Consider the following 18,058-nt stretch of genomic DNA (forward strand, 5'->3'; position numbering starts at 1 on the left):
GTCTCCGCTGGAGGATGACTGCGGCCGACGGCCTCGCCGGTGCTCACAGATGATCGCTCGAAATGCTCAACTGCGAGTGAGCGTAGTCATATACGCTCACGTGAGCAACAGTTGGGCGACAGATGATCGCTATCCCCAGGTGGCAGGAGGTGCCGGCATGGCGCAGGATGATGCGGCGGTGAGCGAGGTGGCGCCGGCCGGCGACCGCTCCGAGGCGACCACTGTGTCCGGCTCCCTCAAGGCCGCCCTGGCGACCGAGTACTACATCGATGGCCTGTCCAAGGTCGAGATCGCCCGACGGCACGAGCTGTCCCGCTTCCAGGTGGCCCGGCTGTTGGACGAGGCGCGCGACGAAGGCATCGTGCGTATCGAGATCGTCGACCCCGCGGCCGCCGGCCATGACCACGCTCAGCTTGCCCAGCAGCTGGGCATCGCCTCGGTCACAGTCGCCGCGGCCCGCCCCGGCGAATCGATGCGCGCCGCCATCGCCCGGCAGGTGGCCCGGCTGCTGCCCACCCGCCTGCGCGAGGGCGGCCGGCTCGGCGTGGCCTGGTCCCGGACCCTCATGCACCTTCCCGAGTCGCTGGACTCGCTGCCTCCGGCCGACATCGTCCAGCTGGTCGGTCCGCTCAGCGCCCCCGGCTACTCCACCGCGCACTCCTCGGCCCTCGTCCACACCCTGGGTTCCTTCAGCGGCGGCCAGGTCTGGGCCCTGCCCACGCCGCTGATCGTCGACTCCGCGCAGGTCGCCGCCTCGCTGCGGTCCATGGACGAAGTGCGCACGGCCCTCGATGCGGCCGACAGCCTCGACGTCGCGGTGGTATCCGTCGGGGCCTGGTCCCCGGGGGCCTCGACTCTGTGGGCCCGCCTCGCCGAGAGCGAGCAGCGCCGCGCGCAGGAGGCCGGAGTCGTGGCGGAGACCTGCGGCATCCTGCTGACAGGCACCGGGGCGGTGTGGCACTCCGCGATGGAGGACAGGGTGGTCGGCGTGCGCCCCGACCAGCTGCGCCGGGCCCACGTGATCGCGGCGGCGCCCGCCGTGGGGCGGCCGGAGGCCGTCGTGGCCGCTGCTCGCTCCGGTCTGGTCGATGACATCGTGCTCGCCCCCGACCTTGCCGATCAGGTCGCCGCACTGCTGGAGTGAGGGGCGCCGCGCCGCCGGCGTCCCGGACGGTCGCGTGCCAGGGGTGCGAGTGGGGCAACGCGCCGCCGGCGCCTTGCCCGGCCGCGTACCGGGGGTGCGAGTGAGGGGCGCCGCGCCATCGGCGCGCCGGCCGGCCGCGCCTCGAGGGTGCACGGACCGTTCGATCAGGTGAGCGCGCAGTACTGCTCATCTGACGAGAACGTTGGTAGGGTCGGCCCCATCACATCACTCACCGACGAAGGATGAGACATGACCGCTCTGAACGCTTCTGCCCTGCCCGAATTGGCCGCGAGCGGTCAGGTCGCGGTACCCGACTATCCGCTCGAGGACCGCACGGTGGGCATCGTCCACTTCGGTGTGGGCGGCTTCCACCGCGCTCATCAGGCGATGTACCTCGACCAGCTCTTCCGCGCCGGCCGCGACCGTGACTGGGCGATCTGCGGCGTCGGCCTGCTGCCCGGGGATGCCCGCATGCGCGACGCGCTCACCGCGCAGGACGGGTTGTACACCCTGGTCACCAAGGCTCCCGACGGCCATCGCGAGCCGCGTGTCATCGGCTCCATCGCCGAGTACCTCTTCGCGCCCGACGATCCCGACGCCGTGCTGGCGAGGATGACCGACCCGGCGGTGCGCATCGTCTCGCTCACCGTGACCGAGGGCGGCTACAACTACAACCCCTCGACCGGCCAGTTCCAGTACGAGACCGAGGACGTCGCCGCCGACCTTCGGACCCGCTTCGATCCCGCCGGAGCCCAGGCCGCCGGGCTCGCGGCGACTGACGGGGGCGGGGCGAACACCGCCCATCAGGCTGGTCATCCCCGCACTATGTTCGGGTACGTCGTCGAGGCGCTGCGCCGACGCCGCGAGGCAGGTACCGCGCCGTTCACCGTGATGTCCTGCGACAACGTGCGCGGCAACGGCGACCTCGCCAAGCGGATGATCCTCGCCTACGCCCGTCGCCGCGACGAGAACGGGCTGCACGAAGGCGCCCCCATCGCCGACTGGATCGAGGAGCATGTCGCCTTCCCCAACTGCATGGTCGACCGCATCACGCCGGTCACTTCCGAGGCCGACATCGAGATGATCTCGAGCGACTTCGGCATCGAGGATGCCTGGCCCGTGGTCAGCGAGGACTTCGTCCAGTGGGTCCTGGAGGACGAGTTCCCCGCCGGCCGCCCCGCCTACGAGGAGGCGGGCGTGCAGATGGTCGAGGACGTCGAGCCCTATGAGCTGATGAAGCTGCGTCTGCTGAACTGCAGCCACCAGGCCATCGCCTACTTCGGCCTGCTGCTGGGCCACACCTACGCCGACGAGGCCGCGGTCGACGAGCATCTCGCCCCGTTCACGCGGCGGCTGTACATGGACCGCGAAGGCACGCCCACCGTGCCCGAGGTGCCGGGCATCGACCTCGACGCCTACAAGGACGAGCTCATGGAGCGCTTCGCCAACGAGCACGTCAAGGACACCCTCGCCCGCCTCGCCGCCGAATCCTCCGACCGCATCCCCACCTGGATGATGCCCGTGATCCGCGAGAACCTCGGGGCCGGGCGCGACGTCACCGCCACCGCCGCGATCGTCGCCTCCTGGGCCCGCTACGCCGAGGGCACGGGCGAGAACGGGGAGGAGTGGCCGGTGGTCGACCGCCTCCACGGCCGCGTGATGGCCGCCGCTGCGAAGCATGACGAGGACATGCTCGCCTTCCTCCGCGACGAGGAGCTCTTCGGCGATCTGGTCCAGCACGAGGCGTTCACCGAGCCCTACCTCCACGCCCTCGAGGTGCTCCGCACCCGCGGCGCCCGGGCGCTGCTGACGGAGCTGGTCGAAGGCGCCGCCTGACCAGGGGCCACCTGCGGCACCGGCGCCGCCTCGGGGCCCCGGTGCCCCTGGTCGGTGCCTTGCACCCGGCCCCGGGTCTCTGGGGTACCTCGATCGAGTCGCGAGTTCGGCGCGTTTATCGGGCGCTTTCTGCACTGAACTCGCGGATCGTTTGCGGCCGCGGGCTGGTATCCATCCGGTGGGCTCAGGCCGGGACAGCGGTGGGGAAGTACGGCGCCGTCTCCGACCGCCGGATCGACACGCGCCGGGTCCCGAGTAGTGGGGAGCCCGCGATAGCGCCGGATCCTTCGATGCCGGAGCACTCGAGCTCGCCTCAACCGGTCCAGCCCTGTCGGCGCATGTTCTCGGAGATGCGATCGACCGCGCGGTGGCACTCTGAACGCAGGTCTCGGGCTGTCGTCTGGATCTCTACCCAGCCATGGTCGCGGCGCCGCTCGCTGCGTTCGATGTCCCGTTCCTGCTGCTGAGGAGTCCGATGACTGGGCCCTTCGTGCTCGAGGCACACCTGCCACTGCGCCCAGGAGAGGTCCGGGGTGCCCAGGCTGACCGGCCCGGCGAAGATCTCAACGTTGATCTGTGGCTCCGGAATGCCCTCGCGTATGACGGCAAGGCGGAGCTTCGTCTCGGCGGGCGAGTCGCTGCCCACCCGCACATGGTCGAGAGCCGTCCGCAGTCGGGCAGCGCCACGTCCGCGGTACCTCTCGGCGAGCATGACCAACTCGTCGAGAGCTATATAGGGCTCGGACCGTTGTTCGAACTTCGGCCGCGGGATCCTCACCAGATGATCGCCGACACTCACCAGCGCGGCATGCGAGAAGACCGTGGAAAGATCGAGCAGCGTACGAGTCCGACTGGTGAGCGGGACGTCCCGAAGCGATGACACATCCTCCGGACCGAGCGACAGTTCCCTCCAGCGGATACGTCCTGAGGTGCTGCGATGGGATCCCTCCCGACTCAGGTGGACAGAGCACCGACGGTCTGTCAGGTCCCATGTCGGGGACCTCTCCGGCATGGGAAAACCCCAGAGACGGGCGGCTGTGAGCGTGCAGCCGACGACTCCCGGGGCGCCCCGAGCGCATGCCGCGACGACGTCGAGCTCCGTCACGTTTCCAGTGCGCGTCGCATAGAGCCCCTGTGCGATGCGGATGAGATCATCTGCCGCCAGCCGACGGCTCGATACGCCCGCGGCCCTGGCTTCCGCCGTGGTGAAGACGCCGGGCGCTAATGACGGGGGCAGCGGCGAGCGTCGGCGAGACATAGGCTGAGAGTGGGCCACTCAGAAAGGGAGCCGCCCCGGCCATCCACAACTCCCTGGTCGGACGGTCGGGCGGTCGTTCCTCCACAGCGGCTCGGCGGGTGAGCCAGTGCGTCCGCATGGGGATGGACCGTGATGAGACGCGGTACCGGTCAGGTGGCCTCGTGAGCTTCCCCGCCTGATGTGATCGATCGAGTCGCGAGTTCAGTGCGTTCAGCAAGGTCTAAGTGCAGCGAAGTCGCGACTCGACCGAGGTGGGCCCGGCTGGATCGGGAGGGGCCCTGGCAGATGGGTCAGGGGCCCGGCTGGTGGAGCGGCAGGGGTCTGGATGATTTGTCGGGAGGGGGGTGGGCTCCCCAGACCATGTCAATGTTGGGTGGAACACGTCGCGACCCTGCCGTCTACCTGGGCTTTCTTCTCAGATGCCTTGGTCATGGGCGACCTGACGCCGCGCCTCGTAGACTGACGGGCGGGCTTGTGCGCCTGGCACCGGAACCTCGGTGCCACGGTGTGCCAGGCGGATGACCTGCGAGGTTCCCTCGGCGCGGGCAGGGCGGAAGCGCCCCCTGCGGCCGAGACACCACCAGGGCCCGCCCCGGCACCCGGCCACGGCATCGCCCCGGCATCCGCCGAGGCATTGCCCCGGCACCCGCCGAGGCGTCGTCCTCGGCACCTGCCGAGGCATCGCCACGGCACCCGGCCACGGCCCGAACAGCATGACTGTCCCGCCTGTCCGCAACAGTGAAGGAAACCCCTCCCCATGAGCCTGGTCGTCCAGAAGTTCGGGGGATCCTCCGTCGCCGACGCCGACTCGATCAAGCGCGTCGCCCAGAGGATCTCCTTGTACTCCAAGGCGGGTCACAAGGTGGTGGTCGTCGTCTCCGCGATGGGTGACAGCACCGATGAGCTGATCGACCTCGCCCAGCAGGTCACGCCCAACCCGCCGCCGCGTGAGCTGGACATGCTGCTCACCTCGGGGGAGCGGATCTCGATGGCGATCCTGTCGATGGCGCTGAACGCCGTCGACGTCGATGCCCGCGCCTACACCGGTTCGCAGGCGGGCCTGATCACCGACGAGATCCACGGCAAGGCGCACATCCTCAAGGTGACCCCCGGGCGGATCCAGGAGGCCCTGGACGAGGGGTCGGTCGCGATCGTCGCCGGCTTCCAGGGCGTCTCCCAGACCACCAAGGACATCACCACCCTCGGCCGCGGCGGCTCGGACACCACGGCCGTCTCCCTGGCCGCGGCGCTGGACGCCGACGTCTGCGAGATCTACTCCGACGTCGACGGCGTGTTCACCGCGGACCCCCGCATCGTGCCCGCCGCCCGCCGCGTCCCCTACATCTCCTGCGAGGAGATGCTGGACTTGGCCGCCAACGGCGCCAAGATCCTCATGGTGCGCAGCGTGGAGTACGCCCGCCGCTATGGAGTGCCGCTGCACGTGCGCTCCTCCTACTCCGGCCGCCTGGGCACGATCGTCTCCGACGACCCCGACCGCGTGATCCCCATCGACCCCGACGTCACCATCCGCAGCGCGGACGTCGTCCGTCGCGACGCCGCTGACCCGACCAAGGAGCTCCCCATGGACGACATCGCCGATCCCGGCCTCGAGGCCCCCATCATCTCGGGCGTGGCGCACGACCGCAGCGAAGGCAAGATCACCGTCGTCGAGGTGCCCGACACCCCGGGCAAGGCCGCGCTGCTGTTCGACGTCGTCGCCGGCTCCGGCGCGAACATCGACATGATCGTCCAGAACTCCTCGACCACCGACGACACCGTCGCGATCTCACTGACCCTGCCGGAGACCGACGTGCCGGCCGCGCTCGAGGCGATCGAGACGGCGCGTGAGACCATCGGGTACACCGAGGTGCGCTACGACGACCAGATCGGCAAGGTCAGCATCGTCGGCGCCGGCATGAAGTCCCACCCCGGCGTCTCGGCGACGCTGTTCCGCTCCCTCGGGGATGCGGGCATCAATATCGACATGATCTCCACGTCGGAGATCCGCATCTCCGTGGTCACCGAGCAGTCCCGGCTCGACGACGCGGTGCGGGTCATCCACTCCGCGTTCGGCCTCGACACCGATCAGACGGAGGCCGTGGTCTACGGAGGGACCGGACGATGAGCACTCAGAACACCACCGCCACCACCGCTGCGCCCGACTTCACCACCACCCCCGGCTACCGGGCCGACGGGCCGGTCATCGGCCTGGTAGGCGCGACCGGCCAGGTGGGCCGCGTGATGCTGTCCCTGCTCGCCGAGCGGGCCGTGCCCCACAGCGCGGTGCGCGCCTTCGCCTCGGCCCGCAGTGCCGGCACCACCGTGCAGTACGCCGGCCAGGATCTGACGGTCGAGGATGCCGAGGCCGCGGACATCACCTCCGAGAGCTCCCGCGTGGACATCGCGATCTTCTCGGCCGGTGGCTCCACCTCCAGGGCCCTGGCCCCACGGTTCGCCGAGGCCGGCGCCACCGTCGTGGACAACTCCTCGGCGTGGCGCCGTGACGACGAGGTACCCCTCGTCGTCTCCGAGGTGAACCCGCAGGCCATCGCGTCGGCCCCGCGCGGGATCATCGCCAACCCCAACTGCACCACGATGGCGGCGATGCCCACCCTGAAGGCTCTGCACGACGAGGCGGGCCTGGCGCGGCTGAAGGTCGCCACCTACCAGGCCGTCTCCGGCTCCGGCGTGGCCGGCGTCGCGGAGCTGGCCGGGCAGGTCCGCGCCGGCGCCGAGGACGTGGAGAAGCTGGCCCTGAACGGGTCCGCCCTCGATCTCGGCGAGCCGTCGACCTACGCGAAGCTGATCGCCTTCAACGTGCTGGCCCTGGCCGGGAATCTGGTCGAGGACGGCTCCGGGGAGACCGACGAGGAGCAGAAGCTTCGCAACGAGTCCCGCAAGATCCTGGACCTGCCGGATCTGCCGGTGGCCGGGACCTGTGTGCGCGTGCCGGTGATGACCGGCCACGCCGTCGCGATCCACGCCGAGTTCGATCAGGCCATCAGTCCCGAGCGCGCCCGTGAGCTGCTCGAGGCCGCCCCGGGCGTGTCCGTCGTCGAGCTGCCCAATCCGCTCGAGGCCGCTGGTCAGGATGGCACGTTCGTCGGACGTATCCGTGAGGATCAATCGGTGCCGGGCGGCAAGGGGCTCGTCCTGTTCGCGGTAGCGGATAATCTGCGCAAAGGCGCTGCACTGAACGCCATCCAGATCGCTGAGCTGATCGCCGAGGAGAAGAACTGATGAACATGGACGCCGCGAGCGGGCCTCCCGGACCCGGAACCGGGCCCGCTCCGCTGTCGTCCGAGTTTTCGGATCGTGCTGGGGGCGAACATTTCGGCCAGGCGGCACCGGCCGCCCCAGTCGGCCCGATGATCGTGGCACTTCGTACACTCGACACCCTGACCACCGGAGAGCAGGCACCCGACGACGGCCCGCGAATCGTCATCGACGCCGCCCCGGAACTGGCCAGCCTGCAGACCAGTCCGGGCCAGGCACGCCGGGAGGCCATCCTCGATGGCGCGTCCGCACTGTTCGCCGAGCGCGGCTATCACGGGGCCAGCCTGCGTGACATCTCGCGTCGCGTGGGGATCTCTCATCCAGGGATGCTGCACCACTTCTCCTCGAAGGAGACCCTGCTGGGTGCGGTCATCGATCGTCTCGAGGCCCACGCACAGGGCCTCATGGACTCGACCGAGGCCCTGCAGGGCTCACCGAAGGCCCTGCTCGCGGCGCTGACCGGGCCCTGGAGTCCGTCCCAGCACTCGATGTGCCTGCTGGCCACGCTGTCTGCGGAGATCGTCAATCCCAGCCATCCGGGCCGCTTCCGCATCGCGCGGCTTCGCCTGGTGCACGAGCACGTGCTGGAATCCGTGCTGACCAGCTACGCGGAGAAGGGGCTGCTGCGTGACGGCGCCGAGCCCGCGTTCGTGGCGCGATCAATCTTGTCGGTGCTGCTGAGCCTGGCGATGCGCGAGCATTCGGTGCGCGAGCTGCAGCAGCGCAGCGCGATCGATCCCGTCGAAGAGCTCCACGCGTTCGTGAGCCACTATGTCGATGGCTGATTGCGAGAGGTGAACGCGGTGCGTGCACGGGGGTCACGACCGATAGGGGGAGGACGACGATGACCGATCCACTGCCCGGCCATTCCGAGGACATGAATCCTCCTCTGGCCCGGGAGCGCTTCGCGGCGCGCTCCCGGCTGCAGGCGCTCTCCGGCGCGACCGTGCGCGGGAGGGGCGGCGAGTCCGTGGGCCGCGTGCGCGACATCTATCTGCAGGATGCGACCGGCGAGCTCGCCGCGATCACGGTGGTGCGGCGTCAGCTGAGCTCCCGTAGCGTGCTGATCCCCGCCTCCGCCATCGCCGTGCTGCCGGCGGAGCACCCGGATGAGGCGGAAGCGGCCGACGGCGCCGCGGACCGCCCGACCGGCGAGCACGCCGACGACGGGAACGCGCCTGACGCCGATCGCGAGCGCTCCACGCGGCGCCGTCGCGGCCGGACGACGCCGCACCCCGGCCACCCGCAGGCCCTATGGCTGCTGGTCGACGCCGACGTCGCCCGGGAGGGCATCACCGCCCCGGACACCGCCCACGCCACCCCGGAGATGCTGCGCGAGGCCGCGCGGGTCCTGGGGATCGAGGAGGCACCGGCCGAATGAGGATCCTGGTGCTGACGCACTACTACGCCCCGGAGTTCGGGGCCCCGCAACGCCGCTGGTCGGCGCTGGTGGAGCGCTTCATGACGGCGGGGCACGACGTCACCGTCGCCGCCCCCGTGCCGCACTACCCGGGCGGGCGCCCCACCCGTGAACAGCGCCGCGCCCACCGCGTCGGCGCCATCGAGAAGGGCATGCACCGCGAGACCGTGCTGCGCACCGCCTACCTCCCGCACCGGGCGGACATCGCCTCGCGGACCGTCGACCACGTCGTCGCAGCCGGGGACGCGCTGCGCCGGGTCCGCCGTCGCTTCGCCCGGGCTGCCTCCCGCCCCGACGTGGTGATCGCGACCGCCCCCGCCATCCCGACGCTGCTGGTGGGGCACCTGCTCGCGGCCCGCTGGCGGGTTCCGCTGGTGGTGGAGATGCGTGACGCCTGGCCGGACCTGGTCACCCACGTCGGCCCCGCCGGCGCGCTGCCCGCCGAAGCCGCCCACGCCCCGCACCCCGGCCTCGCCCGCCGCATCGTGCGCTGGATCGTCGCCCGGGCCAAGGGACTGGTCCACCAGCAGGTCACCCGCTGGCAGAGCACCGCACGCGCCGTGGTCACCACCACCTCCCGCTTCGCCGACGTGCTGCACGAGCGGGGCGTGACCAAGGTCGAGGTGGTCCGCAACGGCACCGACCTCTCCCAGGTCCCCGCCCAGCGTGACCACGCAGCCGGCGACCACTCCGAGCTGCGGTGCCTCTACCTGGGCAACATGGGCCGGTCCCAAGGGCTGGAGACGGTGGTCAGGGCCGCCGCCCGGCTGCATCACGACGGGGTCGAGATCCAGGTGCGGCTGATCGGGCACGGGATCGAGGCGCCGGCTCTGGCGTCTCTCGCCCATGAGCTCGATGCCCCGGTCACGGTGCTGCCGCGCATCCCACACCGCGAGGTGGGGGAGCAGTACGCCTGGGCGGACACGGTCGTGGTCTCCCTGCGGGACTGGGCCCCGTTCGCCTGGACGGTGCCCTCCAAGCTCTACGAGATGCTCGCCACCGGCCGTCACATCACTGCACTGCTGGCCGGGGAAGCGGCCGACGTGGTCCGCCGGGCCCGCGCCGGCGACGTGCTGCCCCCGCAGGACGAGGACGCCCTGGTGGGCCTGTGGCGGGGCCTGGCCGCGGACCGCTCCCGCGCCCGGGTGCGGCCCAGCGGCCGCGAATGGGTCGCAGAGCACGCCGACGACGATGTGCTGGCCCGGCAGTACCTGGAGATCCTGGAGTCGGTGACCGGGGCGGTGCCGCGCTCAGTGCCGCTCGCGCGCTGACACGGCGGTTCGGGTGCCGACCGCGCCACGCTTGCGCCGTCCCCGCGCTACGGCCGCGCCTGCCGCAGTTCGCGGTTGACCGCCGCGAGACCGACCTCGAGCGCCTCGAGCTCGCTCTGGTCGAGGCCGGCGACCACCTCGTCGCCGAGGTGCGGATCCGGTGTGGTGACCTCCGCGACCACGGAGCGGCCCAGCGCTGTCAGGCGCAGGTGCCGGGCCCGGTGATCGTCCTGGTCGACGACCCGCTCGACGAGTCCTCGCGCCACCAGCTTGTCGACGATTCCCGTCATGGTGGGCAGGGAGATCCCGAACTCGCCGGCCAGATCCGTCGAGGTGCGAGGCGTCGGCCCGCTGAGCGTGGAGAGCACCCGGACCTGCTTGAGGGTCAGGTCCACGTCGAGCAGGGAGCCGACGAGCCGGGGGAGCGATCGCACGGAGATCGCCACCAGCAGCGTCTGGATCCGCTGTTCGACCCGGCGGCGCGCGTCGTCGTGGTCGGTCACGGACCCAGGGTACGGCCGCATCGGCGGACCCAGGGCCCGACCGCCTCGTCGTGGTCGGTCACGAACCGGGGGTACGGCCGCATCAGCAGACGTTCAGCCATGATGCTTAGCCTGAGACTAAGTGAATTGTCGTGGTGCGGTGGATCTGCCGGGACCCGCGGCGCCCCCACCCTCGAGAGAGGACCTGTATGACATCCACGTCGCACGGTGCCGACGACGTCGACCTCGAAGCCCTCCGCCGGAAGCACGCCCAGGAGCGCGACCGCCGCATCCGGCCCGATGGCGCGCGGCAGTACCGCGGCACCACCGGCGAGTTCGGCTACTACGCGAAGGACCCGTACACCCCGCGGGCGGAACGGGAGCCGGTCACCACGGACGTGGAGGCCCTCGTGATCGGCGCCGGGTTCGGCGGTCTGCTCACCGCCTCGTTCCTGCGGGAGCGCGGCGTGCAGGACCTGCGGCTCATGGACGAGGCCGGTGACGTCGGCGGGACCTGGTACTGGAACCGATACCCCGGCGTGCGCTGCGACATCGAGTCCTACGTGTACATGCCGCTGCTCGAGGAGACCGGGTACATGCCCTCGTAGCGGTACGCCCCCGGGGAGGAGATCCGCCGGCACGCGGTGCGCATCGCGGAGCACTTCGACCTCTACCGCGACACCCTGTTCCACACTCGCGCGACCGGGCTCAGCTGGGACGAGGACTCGACGATGTGGATCGTCGAGACGGACCGCCAGGACCGCTTCCGCGCCCGCTACGTGGTCACCTCATCCGGCACGCTCACCCAGCCGAAGCTCCCCGGCATCCCCGGGATCGAGAACTTTCGCGGCCACACCTTCCACACCAGCCGCTGGGACTACGGCTACACCGGCGGCGATGCCGAGGGCGGGATGACCGGGCTCGCCGACAGGACGGTCGCGGTCGTGGGAACCGGGGCCACGGGCCTGCAGATCGTGCCGCACCTGGCTCGGGACGCCGGCCGTCTGCTCGTCTTCCAGCGCACCCCGTCCACGGTCGATGTGCGCGACAACCGGCCGACGGACCCCGAGTGGGCACGCTCCCTCGAACCCGGCTGGCAGCGGGAGCGGATGGATAACTTCCTCGAGGTCCTCGCCGGGGAGGAGGTCGAGCGCTGCCTGGTGACCGACGGGTGGACGGCCACCGCTCACCTGCAGCGCAAGATCCTCTCGGGGGCCGTGGACGAATCCGTCGACGCCGACGAGCGCGAGCGCCGCGACGAGCGCGACGACGCCGTGACCATGAACCGGCTCCGGGAGAGGGTCGAGGCGGTCGTGGACGATCCCGAGGTCGCCGAGGCGCTCAAGCCCTGGTACCGGTACATGTGCAAGCGACCCGGCTTCAGCGACGAGTACCTGCAGGCCTTCAACCGCCCCACCGTCACCCTCGTGGACACCGCCGATCACGGCGGCATCGCCAGCATGAGCGAGGACGCGATCGTGGTGGGCGAGACCGAGTACCCAGTGGACTGCGTCATCTTCGCCACCGGGTTCGAGACCGGTGTCTCCGGGGTCGTCTCCGGCACGCTGCCGGTGATCGGCCGCGGCGGCCGACCGCTGCTGGAGGCGTGGGGCCGCGGGCCCCGCACGCTGCATGGATTCTCCACCCACGGGTTCCCGAACCTCTTCCAGCTCGGCGCCGTCCAGAACGCGAACTCGGTGAAATTCGTGCATATCCTGCAGGAGCAGGCGCTGCACATCGCCGAGGTCATCGCCCGCGCGCAGCAGGAAGGTGCGCGGTGGGTGGAGCCGTCCCCGCAGGCCCAGGAGGAGTGGGTCCGCACGGTCCGCGAGACCGCCCGGGACGAGTCCCGCTTCCAGGCCGAATGCACCCCGGGGTACTACAACGCGGAGGGCCAGCAGTCGATCACCGGGTTCACCTTCTCGCCCGGACCCGTCGTCTTCCACCGCCTGCTGCGGCAATGGCGGCGCGGCGACATGGCCGACATGCTCGTGCGCACCGACGAAGATGCCGACCGACGCACGGCGGCACCCGTCGGGGCAGGGGTGTCGTGACCAGCAGGCCGGAAGCAGGACGCCCCGACATGTCCGCGTCCCTCGTCGAGGGCGACGGCAGCACCCCCGGCGGCTGACCGCCGCCGCGACTGAAGGAGAGCACGCATGTCCCACCTCACCGCCGCATCCTCGATCCGCGACTGGCTGGCCGATCCGGCCGGAGCACCCCTGATCGAAGGACTTCTCGCCCAGGCGGACGTCCCCGCCGACACCCGCGCACAGATCGCCCCGCTGCCGCTCCAGCAGCTGGTCACCCTGAGCCAGGGTGCCCTGACCCAGGACGCCGTGGACGAGATGGTCCGCACCGTCAACGGCGGGCAGCTCCCGGAGGAGGCCGCCCCGACGGTCCCGGCCGGCGCCCGCTTCGAGGGCAGGACCGTCGTCGTCACCGGCGCCGCCGGCGGCATCGGAGCGGCGACGGCGTCGCGGATCGCGCACGAGGGCGGCCGTGTCATCGCCGTCGACCTCTCCGAGGACCGTCTCGCCCGGTTCGCCGCAGAGCACGAGCAGCTGGACGTCATCGCTGTGGCCGGGAACATCACCGAGGCGGAGTCGATCGACCGCATCGTCGCCGCGGCCGGGCAGAGCATCCACGGGCTCGCGAACGTGGCCGGTATCAACGACGACTTCTCCCCGCTGCACGAGACCAGCGACGAGATGTGGGACCGGGTGATGGGCGTGAACGTCACCGGCACCTTCAAGCTGACCCGGGCGATCCTGCCCGCCATGATCGCCGCCTCCGCCGGCTCGATCGTCAACGTCGCCAGCGAGGCCGCCCTGCGCGGCAACGCCGCCGGCAATGCCTACACCACGTCCAAGCACGCCGTGGTGGGGCTGACGAAGTCCGCGGCGTTCATGTACGGACCCCACGGCATCCGGGTCAACGCGGTCGCGCCCGGCGGTGTGGCCACCGGCATCCCGTTCCCGCCGTCGATGTCCGAGACGGGCTCGGAGCGCCTGCGCCCGTTCCAGAAGCAGATCCCCACGCTGGCGACACCCGAGCAGATCGCGGCCTCGATCACGTTCCTGCTCTCCGACGACGGCGTCAACCTCAACGGCGTCGTGCTGCCCACCGATGGCGGGTGGCACGTGCAGTGACGCCGCGAGGTCTCATGCCCGCTGATCGCGGCGCCAGCGCTGCGGGGTGACGCCGTAGAGGGCGCGAAAGCGCCTGACCAGGTACGTCGCTTCCCTCAGTCCGGTCTGCGCGGCGATCACGCCGAGCGGCAGGTCGGTCTCCCGGAGCAGGCGCCGCACCTCGGTCATCCGCCGTTCGGTGATCCAGTCGAGCAGGGGTCGTCCGGTGCGTGCACGCACCACGGTGGTGAGGTGACCCGGTGTGTAGCCGAGGGACTCGGCGAGGTCGGTGACGGTCAGCGGCCCGCGGAATCTCGCCTCTATCTGCTCGAAGACTCGCTCCACCAGCGGGTCGGGGGTCGAGGCCTCCCCTGGGAACAGCCGTGCGGCCGCGACCAGGATCCGGGTCAGGAGTGCGCTGACCGCATCGCGGGCCCCCGGGCGCTCCGGTGCCGCGAGCTCTTCCGCGAGATCGCCGATCCAGGTCGACCAGCGGGCGCGGTCACGGTCGGGAACGAGTGCGGCTCCGGAGCCGGGGGCGAACATCGCGAACAGTGGGTGGTGTGTCCAGGCCAGTGGCGAGAGCGATGACAGGGCCGGGACGGCGTCGGCGCTGAACGCGATGGCGTTCCCCCGGCATCGTGACGCCTCGGCGAGGTCGGAGGCGTCCACCACCCTGCCCGGTGGCACGGCGTGGAGCTCCCCCGCGCGGGCCGCGGGCGGGGCACCGTCGGTCTGGAACGGTCCCGCGGGATCCTCGAGATAGAGCAGGACGAAGAAGTCGTGGGCGTGGCGATGATCCGGGGCCGACGCCGCGCCGCCGGTGCTCGGATCGAAGCGGGTCACGCTCACCGTCGGCGCGCCGGCACGCTGGTCGAAGCGATAGACCGGTGTGCCGTCGGGACGCACCGTCCGCAGCCTCCGTCGCGGAGCATGGGATCCCTCGACCGAAGAATGTGCCATTCTGCCCCGTTTCTGTGCCGTCCACTGACCGAATGATGTCCAAGGCTGGGGTCAACGATACGGCGACCCGGTCACCGATCGCGCCCGTGCGGCACGCCGCCGCGGGACTCGCGCGGCGGCACCCGACGAAGGAGACCAGATGACGAGCCGGCCCGACGTCCGCATCCTCGATCACCGCACGCCGCAGGAACGGGACCGCTCCTTCCTGCCCGGCATCGGCCGCGCCTGGCTGATGCCGCTGTACGACATCATCACCAAGGTGGCCGGCGCCGGCGCAGTGCACCGTCGCGGCGCCGAGCTCGCCGGCATCAGAGCCGGGGAGTCGGTGCTCGACGTGGGCTGCGGCACCGGCAACTTCGCTCTCACGATTCTCGGTCGCCAGCACGGTGCCCAGGTCACGGGTCTGGACCCGGACGGTGGTGCTCTGCGACGAGCGGCGCGCAAGGCCCGACGGCGCGGCTTCCCACTCACCCTGATCCGCGGGTACGCCGACCGTCTCCCCGTGGAGGACTCCTCACTGGACCACATCGTCTCCGCGCTGGCCCTGCACCACGTCGAGGCCGCGGACCGGGCGCGTTTCGCCGCCGAGGCGCTTCGGGCACTCCGGCCCGGCGGCACCATCACCATCGCCGACTTCGATGGGCCAAGGTCCGACGCCGAGCACGAGGGCGGGAGCACGCACGGGAGTCACGCGGCGCTCGGGAGCGAGGCCGCGAGTGGCCACGGCCATGGACGCGCACGTGGGGGCGGCCGTGGTCGCAGTCGCGCAGCTGGGGGCGGCCATGGCCACCCCCGCGCGGGCGGCCATGGACCGGCTCACGCGATGCGCCACCTCCTTGCCGTGCTGCCGACCCGCAGAGCACCGGTGCCCACCGTCGGCGACAAGGAGGGCGGCGACGATAACGGGATCGTCACCCTCCTCACCGAGGCCGGATTCGACCGAGCCCGCGAACTCGACCATATCCAGGACCGCACCGGGCGCGTGAGCTTCGTGCAGGCGACCCATTCGTGAGAACACCGCATTTCCAGCGTCGGTGTCTGTGTCGAGGCCCGGTTCCTCGGAGTCCGGTTCCTCGGAGCCGCATGGCGGGCAGGCCGATGGAGGGCTGGCCGACTGGCGGGGGACGGATGTCGACTCGGCGGTACTCCAGGGGACAGGCGCGGCATATATGGCCGCGCCTGTCGATGTGAGTACCGTCCAGCAGGATCCACCCCGGTGCCCGCGCCCGCCAACCGCCGCACAGCCCGGCTCCTGCACGGGGCTCCGGGTTCGGCGCCGCCGCCCCGAGCTCCGCGGCCTGACGGCTCAGCCCTTCACGGCCCCAGCGGCCAAGCCCTTCACGTAGAACCGCTGCAGGCTGACGTAGAGGATCACGCAGGGGATCATCGCGATCACGGCGCCGGCGACGAGCTGGCCGTAGTTGACCTCGCCGTAGGTGCCCACCTGGATGTTCAGCAGGGCGACGGGCAGGGTGAAGTACCGCTCGGTGGTCAGCAGTGTCAGGGCGCCCAGGAACTCCGTCCACGAGGTGAGGAACGCATACAGCGCGGCGCTGGCCATGCCGGGCAGGATCATCGGCCGCAGCACGCTGACCAGCATCCGGCCGGTTCCGGCGCCGTCGACGATCGCCGAGTCCTCGAGCGCCTGGGGCACGGTGTCGAAGGTGTTCTTCATGACGAAGATGCCGAAAGGCAGGGCGAAGTTCGTCGAGAAGAGGATCAGCCCGAACCGCGAATCGGTCAGTCCCACGGAGTTCATCAGCAGGTACAGCGGGGTGAGGATCGCCTGGAACGGCACCATCATCGACAGCAGTATGAGGCTGAAGGCGAGCCGTGCCCCGCGGAAGCGGAACTTCGAGAACCCGTAGCCGCCGAGGGTCGCGACCACCGCCGTCAGCGCCGCGGTGGACAGCGAGACGACGATGGAGTTGACCACCGGGCGCCACATCGTCGCCTCCCCGGAGAGGAAGATCGCGAAGTTCTCCCCGGTCAGGTCGAACATCTCGCCGAGCCCGGGCGTCCCGAGGATCACGTCGTTGGGCTGGAAGGCCCGCAGGATCGACCAGGCCAGCGGCACGGTGAAGATCAGGGCGAACAGGGTGCCCAGCACGATGTAGGGCACCAGGCGGCGATCCTTGGTGACCGAGACCGGGTTGGCCGGTGGCTGGCCGCTCGTCGTGCCACCACCGGACGGCCGGCCGCTCGTGCTGTCGGCGGGTGGGCGGCCGCGTGCCGGGTCGCCGGACGATGGTCGGCCGGAGGCGGCCGGTGCCTGCGCGTCGGATGCGTGTTCGCGCGAGAGGCTCATTGGTCGTCACTTCCTCTCAGGAGCACGAACTGGGCCGCGGTGATCAGCGCCGTGAACACCACGAGGATCAGCGAGATCGCCGTGGCCGAGCCGAGCTGCATCTCGACGAAGGCGCGGTTGTAGATGTAGGCGACGATGGTCATGGTGTCCGTGCCCGGGCCGCCCTTGGTGAGGATGTAGAACTGGTTGAAGGCCAGGAACGAGCCGATCACGGAGATGATCAGCGACATCCCGATGGCCGGGCGGATGATCGGCACCGTCACCGACAGCTCCCGGCGCAGCCAACTGGCCCCGTCGATGTCGGCCGCCTCGTACACCTCCGAGGGGATGCCCTGCATGGCCGAGAGCAGAAGGATCATCGTCAGCCCCGGCACCGCCCAGATCACCAGCAGCGACAGCAGGATCGTGGCCTGTGTGCCATCCAGCAGCCAGGCGGTGGAGCCGTCGGTGATGCCGAGGCCGGCGAGGATCCGGTTGATCACGCCCGAGTTCGGCTGCGCCTCCAGCACCAGCATGTAGCTCAGGGTGGTCAGGCCCACCACGAAGGGGATGAAGAAGATCGTGCGCAGCAGCGTCGAGCCGGGCCGGTTGGCGCGCACGATCACGGCCAGGCCGTAGCCCAGCAGCAGGATCGGCAGGGTCACGATCGCGGTGTACAGCAGGGTGTAGCGCAGCGCCTTCCACATCCCCGGGTCCGCCAGCGCTTGGGTGTAGTTGGCCAGCCCCACGAAGCGGTACTCGCCGATCAGCGGCCAGTTGGTGAAGGAGATGTAGGCGGCGAACACGATCGGGATCAGGGCGAAGAACGAGACCAGGGCGATGGCCGGAGCCACCAGGAGCATCCCGGTTCTCGGGCGGTGGGTCAGCGAACTGGGACGGCGCCGGGGCCGGGGCGGCATCGCCTCGGCCACCGGTCTCGCCCCGGTCGGTCCCAGCCGCGCCTCAGCGTCGAGTGCGGACATCACGGGC

General features: G+C 70.7%; 16 protein-coding genes. 11 read left to right on the forward strand and 5 right to left on the reverse strand.

Going from position 1 to position 18,058, the window contains the following annotated elements:
- Window positions 1-157: 157 nt before the first annotated feature.
- The gene (locus ACFQRJ_RS08550) at window positions 158-1,144 is read left to right on the forward strand and encodes a sugar-binding transcriptional regulator (protein WP_377018581.1); all 987 of its coding nucleotides are present in this window, start codon (window positions 158-160) and stop codon (window positions 1,142-1,144) included.
- Between the two features lie 249 nt (window positions 1,145-1,393).
- Window positions 1,394-2,980 carry a mannitol dehydrogenase family protein gene (locus ACFQRJ_RS08555; RefSeq protein WP_377018582.1) on the forward strand — a complete coding sequence of 529 codons (1,587 nt, stop codon included), beginning with the start codon at window positions 1,394-1,396 and terminating at the stop codon, window positions 2,978-2,980.
- Between the two features lie 313 nt (window positions 2,981-3,293).
- Here ACFQRJ_RS08555 and ACFQRJ_RS08560 read toward each other — a convergent pair whose 3' ends face one another.
- On the reverse strand, window positions 3,294-4,238 hold the full coding sequence (locus ACFQRJ_RS08560) for a hypothetical protein (RefSeq protein WP_377018583.1): 945 nt from the start codon (window positions 4,236-4,238) through the stop codon (window positions 3,294-3,296).
- Window positions 4,239-4,995: 757 nt separating this feature from the next.
- Between ACFQRJ_RS08560 and ACFQRJ_RS08565 the strand changes: the two genes are divergently transcribed.
- The 5 genes from ACFQRJ_RS08565 to ACFQRJ_RS08585 all read left to right on the forward strand — a co-directional run bounded on the left by ACFQRJ_RS08565 (window position 4,996) and on the right by ACFQRJ_RS08585 (window position 10,205).
- Window positions 4,996-6,363 (forward strand): aspartate kinase, encoded by a 1,368-nt coding sequence (locus tag ACFQRJ_RS08565; RefSeq protein ID WP_377018584.1) that lies wholly within the window; start codon window positions 4,996-4,998, stop codon window positions 6,361-6,363.
- The gene (locus tag ACFQRJ_RS08570) at window positions 6,360-7,478 is read left to right on the forward strand and encodes an aspartate-semialdehyde dehydrogenase (RefSeq protein WP_377018586.1); all 1,119 of its coding nucleotides are present in this window, start codon (window positions 6,360-6,362) and stop codon (window positions 7,476-7,478) included. Before ACFQRJ_RS08565 ends, ACFQRJ_RS08570 begins: the two co-directional genes overlap by 4 nt.
- Before the next feature lie 128 nt (window positions 7,479-7,606).
- A complete protein-coding gene (locus ACFQRJ_RS08575) occupies window positions 7,607-8,299 on the forward strand; it encodes a TetR/AcrR family transcriptional regulator (protein ID WP_377018587.1) in 693 nt (230 codons plus the stop codon).
- A 59-nt stretch (window positions 8,300-8,358) separates the two neighbouring features.
- Complete coding sequence (locus ACFQRJ_RS08580) at window positions 8,359-8,895, forward strand: PRC-barrel domain-containing protein (protein ID WP_377018588.1); 537 nt, start codon at window positions 8,359-8,361, stop codon at window positions 8,893-8,895.
- Complete coding sequence (locus tag ACFQRJ_RS08585) at window positions 8,892-10,205, forward strand: glycosyltransferase family 4 protein (RefSeq protein WP_377018589.1); 1,314 nt, start codon at window positions 8,892-8,894, stop codon at window positions 10,203-10,205. Before ACFQRJ_RS08580 ends, ACFQRJ_RS08585 begins: the two co-directional genes overlap by 4 nt.
- A 47-nt stretch (window positions 10,206-10,252) precedes the next feature.
- On the opposite strand, the gene ACFQRJ_RS08590 is transcribed toward ACFQRJ_RS08585, so the two are convergent.
- Window positions 10,253-10,708 (reverse strand): MarR family winged helix-turn-helix transcriptional regulator, encoded by a 456-nt coding sequence (locus ACFQRJ_RS08590; RefSeq protein ID WP_377018591.1) that lies wholly within the window; start codon window positions 10,706-10,708, stop codon window positions 10,253-10,255.
- 188 nt (window positions 10,709-10,896) lie between these two features.
- On the opposite strand from ACFQRJ_RS08590, the gene ACFQRJ_RS08595 reads away from it, so the two are divergent.
- The 3 genes from ACFQRJ_RS08595 to ACFQRJ_RS08605 all read left to right on the forward strand — a co-directional run bounded on the left by ACFQRJ_RS08595 (window position 10,897) and on the right by ACFQRJ_RS08605 (window position 13,839).
- The gene (locus ACFQRJ_RS08595; protein ID WP_377018592.1) at window positions 10,897-11,295 is read left to right on the forward strand and encodes an NAD(P)-binding protein; all 399 of its coding nucleotides are present in this window, start codon (window positions 10,897-10,899) and stop codon (window positions 11,293-11,295) included.
- 36 nt (window positions 11,296-11,331) lie between these two features.
- Window positions 11,332-12,741 carry a flavin-containing monooxygenase gene (locus ACFQRJ_RS08600; protein ID WP_377018593.1) on the forward strand — a complete coding sequence of 470 codons (1,410 nt, stop codon included), beginning with the start codon at window positions 11,332-11,334 and terminating at the stop codon, window positions 12,739-12,741.
- Window positions 12,742-12,846: 105 nt separating this feature from the next.
- Entirely contained in the window at window positions 12,847-13,839 is a 993-nt protein-coding gene (locus tag ACFQRJ_RS08605) for an SDR family NAD(P)-dependent oxidoreductase (protein ID WP_377018594.1), read from the forward strand.
- Window positions 13,840-13,851: 12 nt separating this feature from the next.
- On the opposite strand, the gene ACFQRJ_RS08610 is transcribed toward ACFQRJ_RS08605, so the two are convergent.
- Entirely contained in the window at window positions 13,852-14,727 is an 876-nt protein-coding gene (locus ACFQRJ_RS08610) for a helix-turn-helix transcriptional regulator (protein ID WP_377018595.1), read from the reverse strand.
- Window positions 14,728-14,920: 193 nt separating this feature from the next.
- Between ACFQRJ_RS08610 and ACFQRJ_RS08615 the strand changes: the two genes are divergently transcribed.
- Window positions 14,921-15,793 (forward strand): class I SAM-dependent methyltransferase, encoded by an 873-nt coding sequence (locus ACFQRJ_RS08615; RefSeq protein ID WP_377018596.1) that lies wholly within the window; start codon window positions 14,921-14,923, stop codon window positions 15,791-15,793.
- Between the two features lie 294 nt (window positions 15,794-16,087).
- Here the strand turns inward: ACFQRJ_RS08615 and ACFQRJ_RS08620 are convergent, their stop codons facing one another.
- On the reverse strand, window positions 16,088-16,903 hold the full coding sequence (locus ACFQRJ_RS08620) for a carbohydrate ABC transporter permease (protein WP_377018597.1): 816 nt from the start codon (window positions 16,901-16,903) through the stop codon (window positions 16,088-16,090).
- A gap of 182 nt (window positions 16,904-17,085) precedes the next feature.
- Complete coding sequence (locus tag ACFQRJ_RS08625) at window positions 17,086-18,051, reverse strand: carbohydrate ABC transporter permease (RefSeq protein ID WP_377018599.1); 966 nt, start codon at window positions 18,049-18,051, stop codon at window positions 17,086-17,088.
- Window positions 18,052-18,058: the final 7 nt, after the last annotated feature.

Origin of the sequence: Brachybacterium sp. GCM10030252, from assembly GCF_042666535.1 — a bacterium.
Taxonomy (GTDB): Bacteria; Actinomycetota; Actinomycetes; order Actinomycetales; family Dermabacteraceae; genus Brachybacterium.